The 21968-nt window shown below is 71.6% G+C and carries 21 protein-coding genes; 12 read left to right on the forward strand and 9 right to left on the reverse strand.

All coding sequences use genetic code 11. The annotated features are described in order from the left end of the window. Positions 1–5 precede the first annotated feature (5 nt). The 5 genes from ACQPZK_RS08995 to ACQPZK_RS09015 all read right to left on the reverse strand — a co-directional run bounded on the left by ACQPZK_RS08995 (position 6) and on the right by ACQPZK_RS09015 (position 7326). Positions 6–947 (reverse strand): hypothetical protein, encoded by a 942-nt coding sequence (locus tag ACQPZK_RS08995; RefSeq protein WP_433537833.1) that lies wholly within the window; start codon positions 945–947, stop codon positions 6–8. 140 nt (positions 948–1087) lie between these two features. Continuing rightward, positions 1088–3358 carry a glycoside hydrolase family 44 protein gene (locus tag ACQPZK_RS09000; RefSeq protein WP_433537834.1) on the reverse strand — a complete coding sequence of 757 codons (2271 nt, stop codon included), beginning with the start codon at positions 3356–3358 and terminating at the stop codon, positions 1088–1090. A 126-nt stretch (positions 3359–3484) separates the two neighbouring features. Beyond that, a complete protein-coding gene (locus ACQPZK_RS09005; protein WP_355052950.1) occupies positions 3485–3718 on the reverse strand; it encodes a holin in 234 nt (77 codons plus the stop codon). A gap of 107 nt (positions 3719–3825) precedes the next feature. Beyond that, positions 3826–4413 (reverse strand): DUF4240 domain-containing protein, encoded by a 588-nt coding sequence (locus ACQPZK_RS09010; RefSeq protein ID WP_433537835.1) that lies wholly within the window; start codon positions 4411–4413, stop codon positions 3826–3828. Between the two features lie 57 nt (positions 4414–4470). Then, positions 4471–7326 (reverse strand): ATP-binding protein, encoded by a 2856-nt coding sequence (locus ACQPZK_RS09015; RefSeq protein ID WP_433537836.1) that lies wholly within the window; start codon positions 7324–7326, stop codon positions 4471–4473. Positions 7327–7511: 185 nt separating this feature from the next. Between ACQPZK_RS09015 and ACQPZK_RS09020 the strand changes: the two genes are divergently transcribed. Next, positions 7512–8366: a hypothetical protein gene (locus tag ACQPZK_RS09020; protein WP_433537837.1), complete on the forward strand. Its 855-nt coding sequence runs from the start codon at positions 7512–7514 to the stop codon at positions 8364–8366. A 185-nt stretch (positions 8367–8551) separates the two neighbouring features. Here the strand turns inward: ACQPZK_RS09020 and ACQPZK_RS09025 are convergent, their stop codons facing one another. Beyond that, complete coding sequence (locus ACQPZK_RS09025; protein WP_433539156.1) at positions 8552–9451, reverse strand: aminoglycoside phosphotransferase family protein; 900 nt, start codon at positions 9449–9451, stop codon at positions 8552–8554. A 136-nt stretch (positions 9452–9587) separates the two neighbouring features. Between ACQPZK_RS09025 and ACQPZK_RS09030 the strand changes: the two genes are divergently transcribed. The 6 genes from ACQPZK_RS09030 (at position 9588) to ACQPZK_RS09055 (ending at position 13073) form a co-directional block, all read left to right on the forward strand. Next, positions 9588–10136 (forward strand): hypothetical protein, encoded by a 549-nt coding sequence (locus ACQPZK_RS09030; protein ID WP_433537838.1) that lies wholly within the window; start codon positions 9588–9590, stop codon positions 10134–10136. Beyond that, on the forward strand, positions 10127–10387 hold the full coding sequence (locus ACQPZK_RS09035; protein ID WP_433537839.1) for a hypothetical protein: 261 nt from the start codon (positions 10127–10129) through the stop codon (positions 10385–10387). The genes ACQPZK_RS09030 and ACQPZK_RS09035 overlap by 10 nt, the downstream gene beginning before the upstream one ends. After that, positions 10387–10854 (forward strand): NUDIX domain-containing protein, encoded by a 468-nt coding sequence (locus ACQPZK_RS09040; protein ID WP_433537840.1) that lies wholly within the window; start codon positions 10387–10389, stop codon positions 10852–10854. The genes ACQPZK_RS09035 and ACQPZK_RS09040 overlap by 1 nt, the downstream gene beginning before the upstream one ends. Before the next feature lie 78 nt (positions 10855–10932). Continuing rightward, the gene (locus ACQPZK_RS09045; protein WP_433537841.1) at positions 10933–11505 is read left to right on the forward strand and encodes a GNAT family N-acetyltransferase; all 573 of its coding nucleotides are present in this window, start codon (positions 10933–10935) and stop codon (positions 11503–11505) included. A gap of 114 nt (positions 11506–11619) precedes the next feature. After that, complete coding sequence (locus ACQPZK_RS09050; RefSeq protein WP_433537842.1) at positions 11620–12447, forward strand: TIGR02452 family protein; 828 nt, start codon at positions 11620–11622, stop codon at positions 12445–12447. Positions 12448–12503: 56 nt separating this feature from the next. Next, the gene (locus ACQPZK_RS09055) at positions 12504–13073 is read left to right on the forward strand and encodes a dihydrofolate reductase family protein (protein ID WP_433537843.1); all 570 of its coding nucleotides are present in this window, start codon (positions 12504–12506) and stop codon (positions 13071–13073) included. Here the strand turns inward: ACQPZK_RS09055 and ACQPZK_RS09060 are convergent. Further along, positions 13055–14284 carry a DUF418 domain-containing protein gene (locus ACQPZK_RS09060; RefSeq protein WP_433537844.1) on the reverse strand — a complete coding sequence of 410 codons (1230 nt, stop codon included), beginning with the start codon at positions 14282–14284 and terminating at the stop codon, positions 13055–13057. The two genes, ACQPZK_RS09055 and ACQPZK_RS09060, sit on opposite strands and share 19 nt — an antisense overlap. A 101-nt stretch (positions 14285–14385) precedes the next feature. Between ACQPZK_RS09060 and ACQPZK_RS09065 the strand changes: the two genes are divergently transcribed. The 3 genes from ACQPZK_RS09065 to ACQPZK_RS09075 all read left to right on the forward strand — a co-directional run bounded on the left by ACQPZK_RS09065 (position 14386) and on the right by ACQPZK_RS09075 (position 18940). Then, entirely contained in the window at positions 14386–15120 is a 735-nt protein-coding gene (locus tag ACQPZK_RS09065; RefSeq protein WP_433537845.1) for a TetR/AcrR family transcriptional regulator, read from the forward strand. Positions 15121–15386: 266 nt separating this feature from the next. Further along, positions 15387–18572, forward strand: coding sequence for a penicillin acylase family protein (locus ACQPZK_RS09070; RefSeq protein WP_433537846.1), 3186 nt, complete (start codon positions 15387–15389; stop codon positions 18570–18572). Between the two features lie 98 nt (positions 18573–18670). Continuing rightward, entirely contained in the window at positions 18671–18940 is a 270-nt protein-coding gene (locus tag ACQPZK_RS09075) for a hypothetical protein (RefSeq protein WP_433537847.1), read from the forward strand. 67 nt (positions 18941–19007) lie between these two features. On the opposite strand, the gene ACQPZK_RS09080 is transcribed toward ACQPZK_RS09075, so the two are convergent. Beyond that, positions 19008–19373 (reverse strand): GntR family transcriptional regulator, encoded by a 366-nt coding sequence (locus tag ACQPZK_RS09080; protein ID WP_433537848.1) that lies wholly within the window; start codon positions 19371–19373, stop codon positions 19008–19010. Next, entirely contained in the window at positions 19370–20149 is a 780-nt protein-coding gene (locus ACQPZK_RS09085) for a hypothetical protein (RefSeq protein WP_433537849.1), read from the reverse strand. Before ACQPZK_RS09085 ends, ACQPZK_RS09080 begins: the two co-directional genes overlap by 4 nt. Before the next feature lie 362 nt (positions 20150–20511). Between ACQPZK_RS09085 and ACQPZK_RS09090 the strand changes: the two genes are divergently transcribed. Both ACQPZK_RS09090 and ACQPZK_RS09095 read left to right on the forward strand, forming a co-directional pair. Beyond that, on the forward strand, positions 20512–21393 hold the full coding sequence (locus ACQPZK_RS09090; protein WP_433537850.1) for a hypothetical protein: 882 nt from the start codon (positions 20512–20514) through the stop codon (positions 21391–21393). Next, positions 21386–21886, forward strand: a complete 501-nt coding sequence (locus ACQPZK_RS09095) for a SigE family RNA polymerase sigma factor (protein WP_433537851.1) — start codon at positions 21386–21388, stop codon at positions 21884–21886. The genes ACQPZK_RS09090 and ACQPZK_RS09095 overlap by 8 nt, the downstream gene beginning before the upstream one ends. Positions 21887–21968 lie beyond the last annotated feature (82 nt).

The raw sequence follows: 21968 nt of genomic DNA on the forward strand, positions 1-21968 counted from the left end.
ACCTCTTATGAAGAGTTGACCGCCCGCTTGTCCGCCCATCTGCGGCCGGACTCCTCCGGGTCGTCCGGTTGCAGGGTGCCGTCCATGAGACCGGCGACGAGCGATTCGTACAACCGATCCAGGCCCACCGCTGCTTGCTGCGCCCGATCGTCGCTGGTCGCGTTGTAGGCCGCCTGAACCTCGACAACCCGGCGGGCCAACGCCATCACGTCCACGTCGGGGCGGTACAGCGACGCCCACAGCTCTTCCTCAAGCTCCAACGCGGCGCTCTCCCACGGCTGCGCAGGCTCCGGCGATTTTCCCTTTTTCACCCCGGCCTGCCGGTACACCGCCCGCTCCCGGGCTCTGCTCGCAAGGCCCATGAAGTCCGTGATCAGTACGAAGGGTCGACGGTTTATCGGGAACGCCCACGGCAGCGTCCGGCCGATCCGGGCCACCCCCAGCCCTTGGATCAGGTCGAACAGCAGATCATCCGCTGACTTCCCATCTGTGCTCCCGTCGTGAGCGAGCGCCGCCCGCAGTGCGGAAGCGTTCGCCCGCAGACCAGCCGCGGCCGACCAACCGGTCAGCTCCACCACCACATCGTCGACGGTGCGGCCGATCGGCTCCGGTCTGTCGGCCGGCTGATGCCGGTACACCCCGCAAGGTCCACTGATGTCCCAGAGGTGCGTCAGCGGCCCGACGACAGCCGGCGTCGCCGCGCACATCACCGCGCAGTCGCCGTCACTGACATATCCGGCGAATACCGGATGTCCGGTCGATGCCACCAGCGCCGCCGCTGGTGCGCGGAGGTCCGGCGGATCCTTCCATCCGCTGGTCTCCACGAGCTGCCAGCCGTCGCCCAGCTCACGTAACCAGTAATGCTGGTGGCCGAACCCGCTGATGCCCTCCTGGTCGACCAGCAACCCCTGTGGCCGCGCCACAACGACCGTCCCCCAATAGCCCACGCGCGAGAGCATAGGCCGACGTGGGTCGGAGTCTCGACACCTGCACCAGGCGGATCAGTGCCCCGTCGTTCGTGGGCGAGGGGTCCGGGGCGTCGCTGCCCCGGACCCCTGCGGCTCGCTCCCGGCGTGGGGCTCTCAGGTCATCCGCAGCGTTGACCGTTGAGGGTGAAGGCGGTCGGCGTCGGATTGGTGCCGCTCCACGTGCCGTTGAAGCCGATGCTGGTGGCCGCGCCGGGGCCGAGCTTGCCGTTCCAGCTCATGCTGTCCGCAGTGACGCTCGTGCCGTTCTGCTTCCAGGTGGCCGACCAGCCCTGACTGACCTTCTGGCCGGCGGTGGGGAAGTCGAAGGCGAGCTTCCAGCCGTCGATCGCGGTGGTGCCGGTGTTCTTGATGGTCACGGTCGCGGTGAAGCCACCCGGCCAACTGTTCGCCGTGTAGCCGACCGTGCACCGGCCGGTGGGCGCGGTGGGAGCGGTCCTGACGGTCAGGCCGGGCGAGGCCGCCGAGACGTTGCCCGCCGCGTCGCGGGCGGTCACCACGAAGGTGTACGGAGTGTCCGGCGTCAGGCCGGTCACGGTGTACGTGGTGCCGGTGGCGCTGCCGATCTTCACGGTGCCGGTGGTGTCGACCCGGTGCACGTCGTAGCCGGTGACGGCGGTGTCGTCGGTGGACGGCGTCCAGGCCAGCGCGATGCTGTCGCTGGTGATCGTGCCGGCGGTCGGCTTGCCCGGGGCGGTCGGCGGCTGGGTGTCGCCGGGCGTGGTGGCGCGCGGCAGCACCAGGTGGGTGATCGAGTTCGCCGGGAAGGTGGTCGTGAGACCGCCGGCGGTCACCGGCTGGTCGGCCTCCCGGACGACACCGGCCAGGTTCGCCCCGCTGTACCGGTAGACCTGGGCGGTGCTCGCGGAGACGCCGGTGAGGGTGACCGGGCTGGTCAGGTCGTCGCCGGTCTTGTTGACGACGACCACGGTGAGCGCCTTGTCGGCGCTGCGCTCGGCGGCGTACACGGCCAGTTTGCCCTGGTCGGCGCTGGTCGCCTGGACGGACGTCTCGCCGAACGCGCCGCCGTTGCCGTCGTAGTTGCGGTAGACGCGGAAGGCGTTGGCGACCGGCTGGTCGGCGGCGGGCGCGGTCCAGAGGGCGGCCATGTCGAGCCCTTCGCGGCCGAAGATGCCGAGGACGTCGGCCTGGGCGAGCGCGCCGTTGAGCGAGCCGTGGGCGCCCCAGTTGTACTCGGTCATGGCGATCTTCGTGCCCGGGTAGTGCTGGTCGACCAGGTCGTGCAGGCGCGGGATGAACCGGACCGGACTGTTGATCCAGCTCTCGTCCACGTAGGTCGGGTCCCAGAGCTGGCGGGTCGAGCGCAGCCGCAGCGCCTGGGTGTTGGCGTCGCCGGCCGCGTCCCCGAACACGCCGGACTGCTGCGGATACAGGTGGACGTCGAAGTAGTCGAGGATGCGGGTGCCGTGCTGCTGCTCGTACTCGCGCATCCGGTCCAGGTACCACGGGCCGAGGTCCTGGCCGCCGTGCGCGGCCTTGTCCGGCGGATTCGACCAGCAGCCGGTGCGCGAGCAGGTGTCCTGGTCGAGGCCCGAGTAGATGATCGAGTTCAGGCCCCAGCCGACGGGACCGAGTGTCTTCGCGCCGGGGTCGGCCGCCTTGATCGCGGCGGCGTACTCGTAGGTGCGGTCGCGCAGCTCGTCGTAGCCCATGCCGGTCGGGCGGACGTCGCGGTGGGTGGACTGCCAGAGGTCCGGCTCGTTGTCCAGGTTGTAGAACTGGACGCCGCCGTCGGCGGCGGCCCCGAACTGCCCCTTGAGGTGGTCGACGAAGTCGGCGACGTACTCCGGACCGACGGCGATGCTGGTGTCCTCCGGGTCGTTGCCGGTGATCAGCGACCCGTCCGGCTTCTTGCCGTTGCCGCAGTCCGGCGCCCAGGGGTCGGTGGACTCCTGCGGACCGTACTTCGTGACGCTGAAGCCGCAGGCCCGCGACCGGTCCTTGGCGATCCAACCGAGCATCGGCACCGTCATGACCGTGCCGGTGCCGGTGGCCCTGTTGCGCTGCACGAACCGGTCGCTCTCCGAGCCCTTCGGGAGGTCCTCCGGACTCGAATTGTCGTTGGGGATGTTCTCGAAGTACCAGTCCGCCGCGCGGTTGGTGGTGTCGGCACGGAAGTTGTAGCGGGTGGTGGCGTTGCCGCCGTAGCGGTTCACCGGCAGCCGCAGGTCGCGGGCGAGGGTCTCGTCCGCGAAGTTCATGCCGTAGATGTACGGGCTGATCTGGTGCCGGGCGGCGGTGGTGTCCACGGCCAGCGCCGGGCCGGCCGCGGCCAGGGCGGGCACCGGCAGGGCCAGACCGCCGAGGGCCGTGGCGAGCACGACCGGTAGTAGAACTCTGTGGGGACGCACGAGCATTCCTCTCGGATAGGAGCCCGTCGATGGGAGCGCTGCCACAGCGTCGCGCCTCCGTGCCTCCGAGTCAATTCGACGGCCGGGAGCGCCTTCGACGCCGAAGGGCTCCCGGCTGGGCCGGTGCTACTGCTCGCCGCCCACGAGGCTGGGCGAGTCACCCTCGCCCGACACCCTCGCGCTCACGAGCGAGGTGAGCACCGACAGCACCGCGGCACCGGACGCGATGCCACCCGCGGCCGCCCAGTCCGCCTGCCACGCGTTGAACACCACGTCGGCACCCCAGTAGAGGAGCAGACCCTGCGCGGCGCTCTTCACCGCCCGCTCGGCGGTGGCCTTCCAGAACTTCGTGGTGAACATGTGCGTACCTCCAGAGCCAGGTTCGTGGAATGGTCCATACGCCAAGAATGCCTGGTCAGGAGGGGTTGATGCTCGTCGAGTTACCGTCGGTCGACGGCGGCCCGGGCTCAGTCGTCGGCGTCGAGGAACAGCGCGGCCAGCCGGGGCAGCCGACGCCGCATCTCGTCATCGTCGTCGAAGTCGAAGTCCTCGCCCATGTCGGCCTCGCGGGCCGCGTCGACACCGTCGGCAACCTGTTGACGGGCCTCCATCGCCGCGTCGAAGGCATCGTCGTCACCCGTGACCTGCTCGTAGGCCTCGCCGGCCACGTAGTTCACCGACTCGGCGAACAGAGCGCCGTCGTCGTCCTCGGCCGCCGCTCGACGCACCAGGGGGTGATCGGCCAGTCCGTCGGGGGAGGCCAGGACCCGCTCGTACCACCCGCGCCCCTGCGCGATCACTCCCGCCCGGAAGTCCATGAAGCTGTCGTCCGAGCATCCCCCGCCGATCAGGTACGCGGCTGCCCAGACGTCCCACCGGTAGAGCGCGCCTTGGAGCTGGTCGAACAACTCCTCGAACTCGAGGATGCTCTCCGGCGATGTCGCCGCCAGACGCCTCACCAGCGCGGCGGCGAGGGCCTCACCGTCGTCGTCGGTCCGACTGCCGACATCCGCCCCGGCCGACTCCACCAGCGCCCAGAACTCGTCACCGTCCATGGCGCGGGAGTGTGCCACGGCCGACCGACACAAACTGACGGGCCTCTACCGATGTCGTCAGGGTTCGCCACCGCCGGTGGGCGCCACCGGTACGGCCGGGACGGCCAGCTTGGCCCGGGGTCGGTCGGCGTCCGGATGGCGCAGCTCGTCGAAGATCGTCAGCGCCTCCCGCCATGCCCGGCGCGCAGCGTCGAGGTCACCGGCGGCCCGCAGGCTGTCGCCCAGGTTGTCCAGCACCTCCGCCTCGTCGTAGCGGTCGCCGAGTTCCCGGTGCAGCGCCAACGCCCGCCGGTAGCAGTCCGCGGCCTCGTCGTGGTCGCCGAGGCCGTGCCGGACGTACCCGAGGCTGTCCCAGGTCAGTGCCGCGCCGTGCCGGTCGCCGGTCTCCTCGTGCAGCCGCAGGGCCGCCTGGCAGCAGTGTAGTGCCGGCCCCGGCTCGCCGAGGCGGGAGTGCATCCAGCCCAGATTGTTGAGCGCCTTGGCCTGCCCGACCCGGTAGTCGGCGGTCCGGTAGAGGTCGAGGGCCAGCCGGGTCTCGTCCAGGGCCGACCGCAGCCGGCCCTGCCGGGCGAGCACCCAGCTCACCCCGAGGTGCGTGTGGGCCTGTCCGGTGACGTCGCCCAGTTCGCGGTACAGCTCCAGGTCGCGTCGGTAGTGCCGGTGCGCCGCCTCATGATCGCCCGACCAGGTACAGGCGATGGCGAGGCCGCGGTGCGCCAGGGCCTGACCGGCCAGGTCACCCCGGCGCCGCGCCGCCGCCAGGGCGGTCCGCTGCGCGGCGGCAAGCTCCGGCCAGTGCCCGCTGCGATCGAGGTACGTGGTGAGAGCCGCCGCCAGCGTCCACGCGTGCCGGTCCAGGCCGGTGGCCGCCGCCCGTTCCACACAGGCCAGCAGGACGTGGTGCTCGGCGGCGAACCACGCCGTCGCCCAGGCGTGCTCCGGGCGGTCGCCCACGGTCACTCCCGTCGCCGGCGGCGGCAGCGCGGCCGGTCGCGCCAACCGGTACGGGTCGAGCAGGTGGTCCGCCGCGTGCGAGGCGTGCAGGTAGTGGTCGAACAGGCGGCGTCGGCCGGCTTCCCGTTCGGCCTCGGGTTCGGTGTCGTGACACAGCTCCGAGGCGTACGCCCGAAGCAGGTCGTGCATCGCGTACCGGCCGGCGGTGCGCTCGGTGAGCAGGCTCGCCCGGGTGAGGTCGGCCAGCAGGGGGCCGACCCGAGCCGGCGGCAGGCCGGCGAGGCTGGCAACCGCCGTCCGTCCGGCGTCGGGGCCCGGGTGCAGCCCGAGCAGTCGGAACAACCGGGCCGAGTCGGCGTCCAGAGCGCGGTACGACCAGGAGAAGACCGCCCGCACATCGGTCATGGGATCGCCGGTGGCCAGTGGACTGAGCCGGTCCGGGTCACCGTCCCGCAGTTCGCCGGCGAGCAGCTCCAGCGACACGTCCGGTTGCCCGACGGCGCGGGCCGCGACGACGGCCAGGGCCAACGGCAGCCCGGCACAGCATCGGACGATCTCGTCCAATGCCGCCGCCTCGCGCCTGGCCCGCCCGCGACCGAGCCGAGCGGTCAGCAGCTCCCGGGCCTCGACCGGCGCAAGCAGGTCCAGCGTCACCGGGTGGGCGCCGGCGTTGACCACCAGGCCGGTGAGCCGATCGCGGCTGGTCACCACGACCAGGCTGCCCGGGGATCCCGGCAGCAGGGGTCGTACCTGCTCGGCGTCGCGGGCGTTGTCGAGCAGCACCAGGACCCGGCGGTGGGCGAGCTGCGTCCGGAAGAGGGCGGCCTGCCCGGGCAGATCGGTGGGTACGCGCTGGGGCGGCACGTGCAGCGCCTCCAGGAACCCGCGGAGCGCCTCCCCGGGCGACACGGCCCGGCCGTCGAGGTCGAATCCGCGCAGGTTGACGTAGAGCTGCCCGTCCGGGTAGCGGTGCGCGACCCGGTGGGCCCAGTGCACCGCGAGGGTGGTCTTGCCGACCCCGGCGGTGCCGGCGATGGCGGAGATGACCACCGCCCGGGCCGGATCGTCCTGGCCGCCGTCCCGGTCGGCACGCGCCGGTTCGGCGGGCAGCAGCGCGTCCAGTTGCCGCAGCGCCGCCGTGCGGCCGGAGAACCAGGCGGGGTCGCCGGGAAGCTGTGCCGGGGGCGGACCGGCCGGCCCCGCCGACGCGGGCTCGGCCGCCGGCCGTCCCCGCAGCATCCGCAGGTGTGCGCCGCTCAGCTCCGGGCCGGGGTCGATGCCCAACTCGTCGACGAGCCGGCGGCGGGTCTCGGCGTAGAGCCGCAGCGCGGCGGCCTGCTGGCCACAGCCGGCCAGGGCGAGCAGGTACGCGGCGACCAGCGGCTCCCGGAGCGGATGCTCGGCGACCAGGGGGCGCAGGGTACGCGCGGTCGCGGCGAACCAGCCGAGCTCGAGTTCCACGGCGGCGAGCCGCTCGTACCCGAGCAGCCGCTGCTCGTCCAGTCCGGCGGCGGCAGCGTCGACGAACGCGCCGGCCGCGCCGGCCAGCGCCGGACCCCGCCACAGCGCCAGACCGTCACGCAGCAGCCGCGCCGCCTCGGCCTGCCGGCCGGCCGCCTCCTCGGCGCGGGCCCGCTCGACCGCCACGGTGAACTCGGCGAGGTCGAGCTCGGTCCCGCCGAGAGTGAGCCGGTAACCGCCGGTCTGCGTCGTCAGCAGGGCGGCCGCGCCCGCCTCGCGCAGCGCCGCGCGGATCCGGGAGACGCAGACCTGGACCTGGGTCCGGGCGCTGACCGGTGGGTCGTCGGCCCAGAGCGCCGACACGAGCTGCCCGAGTGGCACGAGGCGGTCGGCGTTGAGGAGCAGCAGCGCGAGCACCGCGCGTTGCTGGGGGCGGTCGATGGGAAGGACGCGCCCGCCGGCGGTCACCTGGACGGGGCCGAGGACTGACCACCGCATGGCTTTCCTCGTCAGTCGTGATGGGACGACCACAGTCTATGGACGGCGGGACCGGTGCGACCGGCGCCAAGCGGTCGGATAGCGGACGCCAAGCGGCCTCGCCCAGGCTCTCCTCAGCCACCGGATCCGCAGGTCCGGGGGGAGGCGGGCCGGCTCGTCCGGCCATTGTGGACAGGAGAAGCGACATGCGGGTAACCAGGGGACGGGGTGTGCTGACGGCAGTCGTGTCGACGGCTGCCGTGGTGGCGGGCATGGGCTGGGCGGCACCGGCCTGGGCGGTACCGGCCGGGTTGGAGACGGTCACCCATTCGGCTGCCGAGAGCAGCGCGGACAAGTCGGCGTTGGCGTCCTGCCCCGCCGGCAAGGTGGTCACCGGGGGCGGAGGCTTCCTCCCCGCCGGTTCGTCGGCCGCCGGGCGGGTCGGGCTGGACCGGTTGGAGCCGCTGGCCAACGGCACCGGGTTCCTCGCGACCATGCGCGAGGTGGGCCCGGTCAACTTCGCCGGGGAATGGGGGTTGCAGACCCTCGCCCAGTGCGCCACCACTCCGGCCGGCTACCAGGTCGTGGCCACGACCGGAGCGGTCGGCACGGAGTTCGTCACGGCGAGCTGTGGGACGAAGAAGGTCATCGGCATGGGCGGGCGGATCAACAGCGGCCTGGGTGACGTCGTGCTCGACCAGGTGGTGCCGTCGTTCGACCTGACGTCGGTGACCGTCCGGGCGGTCACCGTGCAGGGCACCTCGCCGGCCGGCTGGAGCGCCACCTCGATCGCCGTCTGCGCCAACGCGCCCGCAGGGCTGGAGCGGATCGTGCGGACGGCGGCGAGTTCGAGCGATTCGTCCGACAGCGGCTTCGAGACGTGCCCGGCCGGCAAGGGTCTCTACAGCGCGGGCGCCGACATCAATGCCGGCAACGGCCAGGTGCTGCTGACCGCGATCAACATCACCGGGGGGAACACGGTCCGGGTGCGGGCGGACGAGGACGCCGACGGCTTCGCCGGCTCGTGGAGCCTCATCGGGTACGGCATCTGCGGGAGCTGATCCGGGGCCGGGGCCGCCACCGGCGGCCCCGGCCGCTGGCCCTCGTCGGCAATATGATCGGTGTTCATCCCCATCGGCGTGCATCCCTTCCCCGGCGAATTCGATCTGGGATTCGTCCCCGAGGGCAGCGACATGGCGCAGGGCGCCGTGGGGACGAAGGGGCCTGCCCCTGCTACACGCCCCGCTCAGGCCGACGGCGGGTCGGCGCTGATACGCGCGAGAGTGCGTCGGCCGATCCGACTCATCGTCGGGTTGGTCCGGTGGTAGTACCACACCAGTCCCATTGCCTGCTGGAAGGCCCACGCCCTACCGCGCTCCCACTCGAGATCGTCGCAGTCGAGTCGCTTCCGGAACGCCTGGCGTGGCTCACGCTCCAGCAGGTGCCAGGCGCCGACGAGGTCGAGGGCAGGGTCGGCAGCGCCCAGCCCGCCCACGTCGAGGACCCCGGCCAGCCGCCCGTCGGAGACCAGGACGTTTCCCGGGATGAGATCACCATGGTTCATCGTGTCCGGGGCCGCGCCCCGCGGCAGTTCCCGCATCACCTCCCAGAACCGGCGGAGCAGGGGGACGTCCAGCAACGTCGCACTGCGCCGGAAGCAGTCCTCCAGGTACTCGTCGTGTGCTGGTAGTTCGCCACCGCGCCCCCGGCCGCTGAACGTGCGGCCGCGTGTGTCGATGGCTCGCACGCCGTCGACGAACTCGGCGAGATCGTGCGCGAAGGCGATCGAGTCTCCGGGGTCCTGGTCGGTGGCGACGACTCCGGGTATCCATGTCTGGACCGACCAGGGAAGCGGGTAGCCTGCGCCCGGCTGACCGATCGCGACGGGTTCGGGAGTGGGAAATCGGGTACGGCTGACCAGCTCTCGGGCCGCTTCCGCTTCGCGTTCCAGCCAGGCCCGAGCCGTGTCGAACTCCAGCGGCTGGAGGGGGAATCGGGCCGTCAGACGCTCCCCGACACGGACGATGGCGTTGACGGTTCCCTGCGAGGCGACGCGCCGGAGAGCCAGGGCCCGCCACTGGGGGAACTGCGCGTCCACCAGCTCACGTACGACGTCGAGTGAGACCGTGAGCTGGCCATCGTGCATCGGCACGTCTGGCGACGGGGGAGTGGCTGGCACAGCGCTCATCCTTGGTCAGTTGTCGATAGGGCGGCGGCGCGGCGGAGTCCCGCGCTCGCGGCGTGTCGTTGGTCCATTTGCGGCGTCCGGTCACACTGCCGACATGAGACGGTGGCGATGGGTAGGCATCCTGGCCCTCTGCGTCCTGCTCTCGGTGGTCGTCGGCGGTTGGCAGGGCTGGCGGAGTGCGACGGTGGATCCGCCTGCGCCTCCGGCGGTCTGCCCGCTCATCCGGTCGGAGGTGTACGACCGTCTCGTTCCCGGGCACGGTACCCCGGAGGCGGCCGAGCAGAACGAGTCGGCCATGCGCTCGAACTACTGCCGGGTCAAGAGCATGGCCGGGACGAAGGCCCAGAGCGCCTACCTGTGGGTGTCCCTCGGCCGATACGGCCGGTACGAGGGCCGCGGTCCGCGTTGCCTGGACCGTGGCGGGCTGCAGCCGGCCATGAACAGAAGGAACCAGCCGTTCGCGCTCGGTGACGGCGCCCTCTACTACCTCTCGGGTGACCGCGAGACCGGCCGGCGCATCCACTTCTCGGTGTGTCTCGGCACCTACGGGGTGCTTGTCAACTACGAGGCGACCGGCATCGCCGACCCGGCGGTTGTCGAGTCGGCCGCCACCGTCGCCCAGGAGGTGCTGTCATGGCTATGATCGGGCCTCCGAGCTGGGCACTCCGTTGGAACCTGCAGCCGCCTCCGCGTTCCGGCCCCCGGGTGTCACCGCTGCAGTGGCTGCTCGTTGCCCTGGCGGTGTCGCTCGTCATCGCCGTCGGTGTTCTCGCTGAGCGGGTCAGCCGGCTGGCGGCTCCCGTACTCGTGAACTGGCAGATCACCGTCGTGGACAAGGCGAGCGACCCTCCGCCCCTGCCCGACCTGCCGGCAGATCCGTTCGGGCCGCCCTGATGGCCATCTCCGCCCACCTGGCCCGGCTGCGGGCCGTGATCGGCCCGCAGCTGATCCAGTTGCCGTCGGTGTCGGTCATCCTCGTCGACGATCAGGCACGGCTGCTGCTGGTCCGCCACACCGGAAGTCCGGACCGGTGGGGTATGCCGGGCGGCGCGGTCGAGATCGGTGAATCGCCGGCCCAGGCGGCCGTGCGCGAGGTCCGGGAGGAGATCGGCGTCCAGATCGGCGGGCTTCGCCTGCTGGACGTGCTGGGCGGTGCGGACTACGAGGTGACCTACTCCAACGGGGACCAGGTCGCGTACGTCACCGCCGTCTACGAGGCGGCGATCGTCGACGGGACACCCGCTGAGGACCAGGACGAGATCTGCGAGCTGGACTGGTTCACCCCGGCGCAGCTACGGGATGTGGCCCTCAACCGGTTCACCCGGGCACTGCTGGAGGCGACCGGCCACCTCGCGAGCTGACGGCGGGTCTGCGCGCGACGTGGTCGGCCGGCCCTACCGGGACAGCGGGCCGGCCGACCGGTCGCTACGGTCGTCAGGGTGAGCAGTGGTGAGCCGCCGGTGGCCGGCGTCGTGCACCAGGCGTCCGGCTCGACCGTACGGCTGCGCCCGGTCACCGAGGACGACCTGGAGATGTTGCGCCGGTTCGCGGTCGAACCCGGGCTGATCGGGCTGGACTGGGCCGGTTTCCGGGACGCCGCCGCGCCGGCCCGTCGTTTCGCCGAGGACGGCTATCTCGGCGAGCGGACCGGTGGCCTGATCGTGCAGGTCGAGCCGGCGGCCGACGCGCGGGCGGGTTACGTCAGCTACCTCCAGGGTCAGTACGGAGGTCGGGCGCCCTACTGGGAGATCGGCATCGTGCTGCTGCCCGAGTGGCGTGGCCAGGGCATCGGTTGGCGGGCACAGGCGTTGCTCTGCGACTACCTGTTCAGCCACACCCCGGCGCAGCGCATCCAGGCCGGCACCCATGCCGAGAATGTCGCCGAGCAGCGGTCGCTGGAGAAGGCCGGCTTCCAGTTGGAGGGAGTCGTACGGGCCTGCGAGTTCCGCGCCGGCGCCTGGCGGGACGGGTGGCTCTACAGCCGGCTGCGCGACGACCGGTCACCCCTGTGAACCGGTCCCACGGGTGTCGAGCATGATCTCGAAATCCGCTTGTCGACGACTGCTGTGCCTGCCTAACGTGCTGGCTGTGGGCGCCCTTCATCTTCCGATTCAGCGGGTGGACCGGTGAGCGGCCGGCTTCGTGAGATCGCCCGGCAGACCGTCGAGATCGCCGAGTCGGGACGCTACCGCGACGGCAGCGGTGCGGAGGTCCTCGTCGGTGAGGCGGTACGCGCCGCAGTCGCCGGCACTCGTCAGCACCTGCCCGACGAGGCGCTCGCGGTGCGGGACGCCGCGTCCGGCGTCGCGACGGTGGAAGTGACACACGAGTCGACGTTGCAGGCGGCGTACCGGCTCGGGCCCGGTGCGGCGTGCCTGGTTTTCGCGTCGGCGAAGAACCCCGGCGGTGGCTTCCTGAACGGGGCGCAGGCGCAGGAGGAGAGCATCGCTCGCTCGTCGGCGCTCTACCCGTGTCTCCGTGCCGTGCCGGATTTCTACGCGTTCCACCGTGAGCAGCAGGATCTGCGCTACAGCGACCGCATCATCTACTCCCCGCTCGTGCCGGTGTTCCGGGACGACCGGGGGAGCCTGCTCGCGCAGCCGTACCTGACGTCGTTCCTGACCGCTGCGGCGCCGAACCTCGGCGCGATCGTGCGCAACCAGCCGGCGCACGCCTCGGACGTGCCGGCCGTGCTTGCCCGGCGTGCGCGGCGGGTGTTGGAGGTCGCCGCCGCGCACGGCCACCGGTCGATCGTGCTGGGCGCCTGGGGATGCGGGGTGTTCCGCAACGATCCCGCTGCCGTCGCCGGCGCGTTCGCCGAGGCTCTGCACGTGGTCGACCGGTTCGACCACGTGGTGTTCGCCATCCGCGACGGCCTGCCGGGCACCCCGGTGTACCGCGCTTTCGCGAAACGCCTGGCGGGATCTGCCGAGGAGTCGCCGGCGTCGGGTTAGGTGGGTGCAGACCGCGATCACCGGGAGGGTACGTGTCGGGCCGTTTCGTGTACTGGATGAACGTCTCTCTCGATCTCCGGATCGAGCACGCCCCGGGCGAGGAGGGCGCCGGGAACTGGCTGCGCATCGGCGAGCCGCTGCACCGGGAGTTCAACGCCCGGGCACGGGCGCTGACGTCGATGGTCCAGGGACGCACGATCTACGAGACGATGGAGGGGTTCTGGCCGGCCGCGCGGGACGACGAGAAGCTGCCCGACTTCCTGCGTGAGTACGGCGAGATCTGGACGACGAAGCCGAAGGTGCTGGTGTCCCGCACGCGCACCGAGGCCGGGTACGACACCCGGACCATCGGCTCGGACGGTGACGCCGTCGAGCTGCTCGCTCGGTACCGCGAGGAGCAGGACGGCGACATCGGCGTCGGCGGGGCGACGCTGGCCACCCACCTGCTCCGCGCGGGGCTACTGGACGAGCTTCTGCTCTTCACCCACCCGGTCATCCTCGGCGCGGGCCGGCCGCTGTTCGACGACCATGAGCGGTCGGTGGAACTGGACCTGCTCGAACAGAAGGCCTTCGCCGAGGGCGTCACGCTGCACAGGTACGCCGTCCGCTACGCCGAGGACGCGTGATCGGGCCGCCGTGCGTCGTTCTCGGCAACGTGTACGGGATCGGCTCGGTCGACGAAGGCTGGGCGGCGGGCGTTGGTGAGCCAGCGCAGTGCCCACTCGACCGGCCCGTAGCGGAACCGTCGGAGCCAGAGTGCGCTCGCCCCCACCTGGGCCGCGAACACCGCAAGGGCGAAGGCGAGGAGGGCCAGCGGGGAGAACGTGCCGGCGAGGCCGAGACCGATGCCGGTGAAGGCCACCAGGCCGACCGCCGACTGGGCGAGGTAGTTGGTGAGGGCCATCCGGCCGGCCGGGGCGAGTGCCGCCCGGACCGCCGACGTACGCGGGTGGTGCATGACCCGCAGCAGCGTCGCCACGTAGGCGGCGGCCAGCAGCGGCGCCGTCGCGACGCTGGCCGCGACTCCGAGCGTGTTGCCGTTTCCGCCGCTGGCCGCGTAGACCGCCGCGCCGAGCAGTCCGACCGGGAACCCGATCCACTGGATCCGGCGCAGCACCGGCTCGTTGCCGCGGACCCGGTTCAGCCACTGCCGGCGGCCGGCGACCATGCCGAGCAGGAACAGGCCGAGCGCGGTCGGGCCCTGCAGGGTGACGGCCTGGAGCACCAGCAGGGGTAGGCCGGCGAGGTGCTCGCCGATGTTCGCCGTCCAGCCGCCGAGCAGGGCCTGGGTCGCCTCTTCGCCGTTGGCGAGCGCATCGGCCTCGCTGGGCAGGAACGTCGAGCGGTCCACGAGGAGCGCGCTGGCGACCAGGCTGGCCAGCACGAGCGTGTACAACGCCGCCGCGATCCGCAGGGCCGTACGGTCGGCCACCTTGCGCAGCAGGAGCAGCGCGAGGCACGCCACCGCGTACGTGGTGAGCACGTCGCCGCCGTACAGGAAGACGGTGTGCAGGGCGCCGAGGACGAAGAGGCCACCGATCCGGCGCACCATGCGCGCCGGGAACGCGGCGCCGGCCCGGCTCGCCGCCGCCATCTGGAGGGTGAAGCTGTATCCGAAGAGGAACGAGAACAGCACGTAGAACTTCATGTCGACGAAGACCGAGGAGAACGCGCGGACGGCGTCGTCGAGCCCCGCGCCGAAGTCGGGGTCCGTCACCAGGTTCCCCGGATAGCCCGAGGCCATGAAGGTGACGTTGACGACGAATATCCCGAGCAGGGCGAACCCTCGTACCGCGTCGACGTCGTGGAGACGTCCGTCCGGAGTCGGTGGGGTCATGACACTCCCATCTGTGTACGTCATACAGAGTACTAGGTACAGAGTTACCTAGATCTAGAGTGCAGGCAAGACCCAGGGGTGGAGAGCGAGGGGAATCGAACGTGGCGGAACGGCGGCTTCCGGCGGTGGTGGCCCGGATGTGGGGGCGGGAGACCAACTCCCGGCACGGTCCCCGGCCCAGCCTCGAACTGGGCGGGATCGTCGACGCCGCAATTCGGATCGCCGACCGTGAGGGCCTGGTGGGGGTGACGATGAGCAGCGTCGCGACTCAGCTCGGGGTGGCGACGATGTCCCTGTACCGCTACGTCGGCAGCAAGGACGAGCTGCTGGTCATGATGGCCGACGCCGCCACCCCCGAGCCGCCCCCGCTCGGTGGGCGTGCCTGGCGCGACTACCTGACCGACTGGACCAGGGCCAACCGGGACTTCCTGCTCGCCCGTCCCTGGCTGCTGGCGCTCGACCAGCGCACCCCGCCCGCCGGGCCGCGCTCGCTGCGCTGGCTGGACCGCGCGCTCGCCACGCTGGCCGGCACCGGGCTCAGCCATGGCGAGCGGATCACCATCGCGACCGTCCTCACCGGCTACGCCGCGCAGCAGGCGGCCCTGGCCCACGCGATGAACGCGAACCCCGCAACCGATGACGACTCCATCGCCGGGCTGGCCGAATACGGCGAGATCCTCGGCCAGGTTCTCGACCCGGACGGCTACCCGGCACTGACCGCAGCCGTACGCGCCAACGCCTTCGGGGCCGCCGAGCAGTGGATCGACGACGCCGACTTCACCTTCGGGCTCAATCTGCTCCTCGACGGGATCGAAGCGCTCATCGCCCGCGCCTAGCCCGCAGAGCGCGCGACTGGCCCCCGCCTCGATCAGGGCCTGTTCGGCGCGGCCGGCGGAGCCGGCGACGCGTCGAGGCGAAAAGTCGGCATTGGCACCTGGTGAACGACGGGTGTCCCTAACGACGGTTCAGCGTCGATCATTGCCCGGTATCGATGTGAGTCATTCTCACCTCCGGGTGGAGCGCCCGGGCACGGAGGGCGAGACGTCGGCACCGGAAGCCGGGCGCACCGTTCGGCCCGACTCCGCGTCCCCGGAGGATCGCCATGCCCCGTCCCGCACTCCGCACCCGGCTCGCGGCGTTCACCGCCGCCACCCTCACCGCGAGCGTCCTGACGGTGACCCCGCCGTCACCGGCGCTGGCCGCCACCACGTTCGCCGCCAACGACTACTGCCTCGGCCAGTGCTCCGACATCCTGCCCCCCGGACAGAACGGCAACGCGACGCTCGTCGCCATCCTGGCGCACCAGGCGCTCGGCACCCGCCCCGCGCACTCCAGCGACCAGCTCGACGAGTACGCGAACCTGGTCTACAACTACGCCGGGCTGACCGACGAGCAGATCGCCCACTTCTACAACGACGCCTCGTTCGGCGTACCGGCCGCGCAGGTCGAGAGCACCGTCTCGCCGCGCTCGGACGTCACCATCGTGCGGGACAAGGCCACCGGCGTCCCGCACGTCACCGGCACCACCCGCGGCGGCACGATGTTCGGCGCCGGCTACGCCGGGGCGCAGGACCGGCTCTGGGTGATGGACCTGCTGCGGCACGTCGGCCGGGGCAACGTCAGCTCGTTCGCCGGCGGTGCGCCCGGCAACCGGGAGCTGGAGCAGAGCGTCTGGGCCAACTCGCCCTACACCGAGGCGGACCTCCAGGCCCAGGTCGACGCGCTGCGCACCAAGGGCACGAGAGGTCAGCAGCTCTACACCGACGTGGTCGACTACATCGCCGGCATCAACGCCTACATCGACAAGTCGATCGCCGACGACAACTACCCGGGCGAGTACGTGCTCGCCGGCGCCGGTAAGCCGAAGCACTTCACCATGACCGACCTGATCGCCACCGCCGGCGTGATCGGTGGCCTCTTCGGCGGGGGCGGTGGCAGCGAGATCCAGTCGGCCCTGGTCCGGGTGGCCGCCCGGGCCAGGTACGGCGCGACCGAGGGCGACAAGGTGTGGGCGGCGTTCCGATCGCAGAACGACCCGGAGACCGTGCTCACCCTGCACGACGGGCAGAGCTTCCCGTACGGGGGAACGCCTCCGGGCGCGACCAGCGCGGTGCTCCCCGACGCCGGGACCGTGGTCGCCGAGCCGCTCGCCCACGACGCCAGCGGCGGAGCCGCCTCCCGTACCGGCGCGAGCACCGCCACCAAGGAGTTGATCGGCGGGCTGGCGAACCTGCGCGCACACGGCATGTCCAACGCGGTCGTGGTCTCCGGGCGGCACACCACCACCGGTAATCCGGTCGCCGTGTTCGGGCCGCAGACCGGCTACTTCGCGCCGCAACTGCTCATGCTCCAGGAGTTGCAGGGGCCGGGCATCAGCGCGCGAGGGGCCGCCTTCGCCGGGCTGAACCTCTACGTGCTGCTCGGTCGCGGCCAGGACTACGCCTGGAGCGCCACCTCCGCCTCGCAGGACCTCACCGACACGTACGCGGTGCCGCTGTGCACCACCGACGGCACCGCGCCGACGCTGCGGTCCAACCGCTACCTCTACCACGGGCAGTGCCTCGCCATGGAGGCCCTGGAGCAGCGCAACTCCTGGTCGCCCACGCTGGCCGACTCCACCCCCGCCGGCTCGTACACGCTGCGCGCGCTGCGTACCAAGTATGGGTTGGTCTCCTACCGGGGACTGGTGAACGGGCAGCCGACCGCGTTCACCAAGCTGCGCTCCACCTATCGGCACGAGGCCGACTCGGCGATCGGTTTCCAGGCCTTCAACGACCCGGCGGCGATGGGCAGCGCGGCGGCCTTCCAGGGCTCCGCCGCCAGTGTCGGGTACGCGTTCAACTGGTTCTACGTCAACTCGACCGAGGCGGCGTACTTCAACTCCGGCTCGAACCCGGTCCGGTCGTCCGTCACCGACCCGAACCTTCCGGCGAAGGCCGAGCCGGCGTACGAGTGGGCCGGCTGGAACCCCGACACCAACGACGCCACGTACACGCCAGCCTCGGCCCACCCGCAGTCGGTCAACCAGGACTACTACGTGAGCTGGAACAACAAGCAGGCGCGGGACTTCGGGGCGGCGGACGGCAACTTCAGCTTCGGCTCCGTACACCGGGGTCAGTTGCTCGACGGCCCGGTGCGGGCGGCGATCGCCCAGCGCAAGCTCGGCCGCGCCGACGTCGTCAAGATCATGGCGGACGCGGCGGTGACCGACCTGCGCGGCCAGCAGGTCCTCGGCGAGCTGTTGCGGGTGCTGGACAGCTCGCCGGTCACCGACCCGGCGCTGGCCGACGCGGTGGGCAAGCTGCGCGCCTGGCAGCAGGCCGGCGCCCGCCGGGTGGAGACGGCCCCCGGCTCCAAGGTCTACCAGCACGCCGACGCCATCCGGATCTTCGACGCCTGGTGGCCGCTGCTGGCCTCGGCCGAGTTCCGTCCGGGCCTCGGGCCGGACCTCTACGCCGCGCTGGTGGACGCCATCGAGGTCAACGAGGCGCCGTCGGGCGGCCAGAACGGCGGGCGTGACGGTACGGCGAGCTGGGCCCCGCAGGGTCAGGCGCACAAGGGCTCGTCGTTCCAGCACGGCTGGTGGGGCTACGTCGACAAGGACCTGCGTACCGTGCTCGGCGACTCCGTCGCCGGCGGGCTGGGCCGCGCGTACTGCGGCAACGGCAACCTCGGCGCGTGCCGGCAGTCCCTGCTCGACACGCTCGGCCAGGCCGCCTCGCTGCCGGCCACCACGGTCTATCCGGGCGACAAGTCCTGCGGAGCGGGTGACCAGTGGTGCGCGGACTCGATCGTCCACTCCGGGCTCGGCGGCATCACCCACCCGGCGATCGCCTGGCAGAACCGTCCCACCTACCAGCAGGTCGTCTCGTTCCCGGCGCGCCGGGGTGACGACGTCACCAACCTGGCCCAGGGTCGCCCGGCGACCGCGTCGAGCACCCAGTTCCTGACCAGCTACACCCCGGACAAGGCCGTCGACGGCAACCTGAGCAGCCGGTGGGCCAGCAGCTACAACGACAACCAGTGGCTCCGCGTCGATCTCGGCGCGGCCCGCACCGTCAGCCGGGCGGTGCTGCGCTGGGAGTCGGCCTACGGCACCTCGTACCGGATCGAGGTCTCCGGCGACGGCAGCTCCTGGACGCCGGTGTTCGCCACCACGACCGGCAACGGCGGCGTCGACAACGCCACCTTCGCCCCGGTCACGGCCCGCTACGTGCGGGTGTACGGCGTCAAGCGGGCCACCTCGTACGGATTCTCGCTCCACGAGTTCGAGCTGTACGGGCGGTGACCCGACCCGGAGGGGGCGGTGGATCGCCCGCCGACCCCTCCGGGGCCTACGCAGGGGTGCCGGGTAACCGACGGCGGAGGTACGCGGACAATGGCGCCATGAAGCGAGAGGTTCGGTTGAGGCGGTTGACCGGGACGCGCGTCGACGGCGCGGTGGCGACGGGCGCGGTGGCCACCGGCGCACGGGCCGCGGGGGCGGCGTCGCTCGGTGCCCTGGCGCTGGGGGCGCTGGCTGTCGGCGCCGTGGCCGTCGGAGCATTGGTGATCGGGCGGCTGGCAGTCCGCCGGGCGGTGGTGCGGGAGCTGCGCGTCGGCCGGTTGGAGATCGGCGAGCTGGTGGTGCACAGCAGGCCGCCTGTCGAGGGCTGACCGTCGGCAGCGGCCCGGCGCACCGCCGCCCGTCGGCGCCGGCGCGCCCGGTCGGAGCCGGGGACGGTCAGGGCGTCGAGACCTGGCCCAGCGCCGCCTTGACGATCCGGATCGCCTCGGTGGCGTCGATGCCGACGCGGGCGATGACGGCCGCGTAGTCGTGGGCCGCCCGGCGGGCCTGTTCAAGGGACTGCTCACCGCCGGTCGAGACGAACGAACCGGCCCGCCCGCGGGTCTCGATGAGCCCGGCCTCCTCCAGCTCCCGGTACGCCCGCAAGACCGTGTTCACGGCGAGGCCCAGGTCGGCCGCGAGCCGGCGGATCGTCGGCAGCCTCGTGCCCACGGCGAGCGTGCGGTCCTGGATCTGCCTCGCGAGTTGCGCCCGGAGCTGCTCGTACGGCGGCGTCGGCGAGGCCGCGTCGATGACGATCATCGGACCGCCAGGGCGCGCCGCGCCGTCGTCCCGACGTCCGTGGTTCGGCCCTCGATGAGCCCGAGCGCGCAGACGCCAGCCAGCACGAGCGCTATCGAGACGGCGTTCCACCAGCCGACCGATTCCCCGTACAGGAAGATGGCCGGCAGCGACCACACGAGGCTCGGTGTGACGAGGTGGCGGGCGTCCTCAACACGCATGACGACATCGGCGGTGAGCGACGCCTCGTCCTCGGCCACGGCCGGGGTCGTCAGGATCTGGCGTAGCTGCATGACGATGCCGGCGCCGACGCCGGTGAGGCCGATCAGCACGACGGCCGCTCCGTACCGCAGCCCCGGGTCCGGCACGGGCAGCACGCTCACGGCGAGGAGCACCGCGCCGCTGAACGTGGCGACCGCGAAGGCGGCGTGCGGCCGACCGAGGACCAGCGGCCAGCCGAGCTCGACCGGATGGGCCACCCGCCGGGACAGGCGCGCGCCGGCCGTCCGGTCGACGCGCCGTACCCACCAGCCGAGCAGCCACTGCCCGGTCAGCAGACCGACCACCAGCGCCGCGAGCACCAGCAGCGGCGGCCAGGAGAACGTGTCGTCGCCGAGTCGGCCCAGGACGTGTGTCAGTGCGGCGCCGATCAGGAACGCGGCCAGCAGGACGCTGTCGGCGAGCTTCGCGTGCCGTCGTACCGCCAGTCGCGTCGCGAGCAGGGGCGTGGGCTCGACGTCGGTCAGGCCGTGCCGGCTCAGCCACCGTCCGGCTTCCGCGTGATCCGCCTCGCGCATGACACACCCCCATACGTCGCAAGCCTTGTCTCAATACGATGAGACATGGCATGCGGCAATGTCAACCCCCGCGCTCGTGGCGTCGGCCGGCTCGGAAGTAGCGTCGTTGCGCTCGGTAATCGTCGCGGGACTTTTCGGCGAGGAATTCGTCGTCGGTCTTCCCGGGCGCTCGGTCATTCCTCGGGGATTCGCAACACAACATAACTCTCCGGAATTGTCTGACCACGTGCTGGAAGTGCGACCGAACTCACTGCTCGCAATCGAAATTGGTGCCGGAAAAACGCGACCCAAATGGCCCGTCGGCCCGTCTGTTAGGTGACGGATGGTCACGGCCGGCGGTCGGCCAAGGAGGGGTAAGGGACGTGGGGGACGTACGTGGGCGCTTCAGGGACGAACTGGCCCGACACGTCGCCCCGCCGCTGGGTGACCTGGTTCAGCAGTCGATGGTGCAGGGTCGACGACTCCGCCGTCGGCGTCGGCTGGCGCAGTTCGGCGCGGGCGGATCAGCGTTGGCGGTACTGCTCGTGATCGGCCTGGTCATAACGCCTCGCATCGACGGCGCCGATCGGGCCGGTCAGTCCGAGACGTGGGACATCGGTTCACCGGGTGGTTCGGTCGGCAGCCCGACGCCGTCCCCGGCGGTGACCCCCGACAGCACCCCGGGCGGCAGATCCGAGGGGGGCGCGGCCGAGGCGCCGGGGGTGGCCACGTCGCCGACTCCCACCACCACGGTGATCGACAACGTGCGGATCGGGGCCGGGCCGGACGGTGATCTCATGACGACCACACCGCAGGGCGCCCTGGAGCTGTTGACGCGGCTGCTGCCCAAGGGGGAGACGAGCGGTCAGGCGAGCTTGGAGAGCAGCGGGGCGGGCCCCGGCATGCCGTACGTCCAGATCTATCTGGATCGGGGCGACGGGCCCGGCATGGTGCGGCTCTCCATCTACCGGGACCGCCTCGGCGGCGATCCGATCCCGGGGACGGTGGAGCTGACCGAGGTGCCCGGCAACTGCGTGCAGGACAAGATGATCACGGTTTACCACCGGGACGGCCTCCAGATCGACATCCTGATCTCCACCTGTCTGGCCTGGTCAGGAAAGGAAATGTCGCCCGCGCCGGCCGTTCTCTCCGTGGACGAGGCGATCGCGATCGCCGCGAACCCGACCTGGGGGACGAGACTGCCGGCCGATGTCGTCAAGATGGGCGCCAAGAGGTTCCCGACCCTGGTCAGGTCGAATGGCTGACGAAGAATTCGTGGAATTCGCGCAGGCGTCCGTGGGCCGCCTGCGCGACGCCGCGTTCCTGATGTGCCGCGACTGGCATCTCGCCCAGGACCTCACCCAGACCGCGCTGGCGAAGATGTACGCGAACTGGGGGCGGGTCCGACGGGCCGACGACCCCTACGCGTACGCCCGCAAGGTGCTGCTGCGCTGCGTGATCGATCAGCAGCGGCGGCGCTCCAGCACCGAGTTGGCGATGTCGACGCCGCCGGACCAGGGCGAGGAGCATCCGGCCGAGCTGCGCATGACGTTGCTCGACGCGGTCGCCACCCTGCCACTGCGCGATCGGGCGATCATCGTCCTGCGCTACTGGGACGACCTGAGCGTGGAGACGACCGCCGAGGTCGTGGGCGTCTCCACGGCCGTCGTGAAGAGCCAGAGCATGCGCTCGCTCAGCCGGCTGCGCGATCTGCTCGGCGACACCCGTTCCGAGCTGTTCGCCGAGGAGCGGCATTGATCGGCCGTGCCTGTCCGGTGGCGGTGCCGAGGGTGCCACCGCGAAGGCCCGGCGACAGTGCGATCTGCGGCGGTGGCAGTCA

It is taken from the genome of Micromonospora sp. CA-249363, from assembly GCF_050950185.1.
Taxonomy (GTDB): Bacteria; Actinomycetota; Actinomycetes; order Mycobacteriales; family Micromonosporaceae; genus Micromonospora.

Coding starts and splice junctions, on each gene's coding strand:
- ACQPZK_RS09085 (WP_433537849.1), bottom strand. CDS start 20,149: ATGCGCGAGGCGGATCACGCGGAAGCCGGACGGTGGCTGAGCCGGCAC.
- ACQPZK_RS09005 (WP_355052950.1), bottom strand. CDS start 3,718: ATGTTCACCACGAAGTTCTGGAAGGCCACCGCCGAGCGGGCGGTGAAG.
- ACQPZK_RS09055 (WP_433537843.1), top strand. CDS start 12,504: ATGAACGTCTCTCTCGATCTCCGGATCGAGCACGCCCCGGGCGAGGAG.
- ACQPZK_RS09035 (WP_433537839.1), top strand. CDS start 10,127: ATGGCTATGATCGGGCCTCCGAGCTGGGCACTCCGTTGGAACCTGCAG.
- ACQPZK_RS09015 (WP_433537836.1), bottom strand. CDS start 7,326: ATGCGGTGGTCAGTCCTCGGCCCCGTCCAGGTGACCGCCGGCGGGCGC.
- ACQPZK_RS09080 (WP_433537848.1), bottom strand. CDS start 19,373: ATGATCGTCATCGACGCGGCCTCGCCGACGCCGCCGTACGAGCAGCTC.
- ACQPZK_RS09020 (WP_433537837.1), top strand. CDS start 7,512: ATGCGGGTAACCAGGGGACGGGGTGTGCTGACGGCAGTCGTGTCGACG.
- ACQPZK_RS09030 (WP_433537838.1), top strand. CDS start 9,588: ATGAGACGGTGGCGATGGGTAGGCATCCTGGCCCTCTGCGTCCTGCTC.
- ACQPZK_RS09095 (WP_433537851.1), top strand. CDS start 21,386: ATGGCTGACGAAGAATTCGTGGAATTCGCGCAGGCGTCCGTGGGCCGC.
- ACQPZK_RS09060 (WP_433537844.1), bottom strand. CDS start 14,284: ATGACCCCACCGACTCCGGACGGACGTCTCCACGACGTCGACGCGGTA.
- ACQPZK_RS09070 (WP_433537846.1), top strand. CDS start 15,387: ATGCCCCGTCCCGCACTCCGCACCCGGCTCGCGGCGTTCACCGCCGCC.
- ACQPZK_RS09075 (WP_433537847.1), top strand. CDS start 18,671: ATGAAGCGAGAGGTTCGGTTGAGGCGGTTGACCGGGACGCGCGTCGAC.
- ACQPZK_RS09040 (WP_433537840.1), top strand. CDS start 10,387: ATGGCCATCTCCGCCCACCTGGCCCGGCTGCGGGCCGTGATCGGCCCG.
- ACQPZK_RS09010 (WP_433537835.1), bottom strand. CDS start 4,413: ATGGACGGTGACGAGTTCTGGGCGCTGGTGGAGTCGGCCGGGGCGGAT.
- ACQPZK_RS09025 (WP_433539156.1), bottom strand. CDS start 9,451: ATGCACGATGGCCAGCTCACGGTCTCACTCGACGTCGTACGTGAGCTG.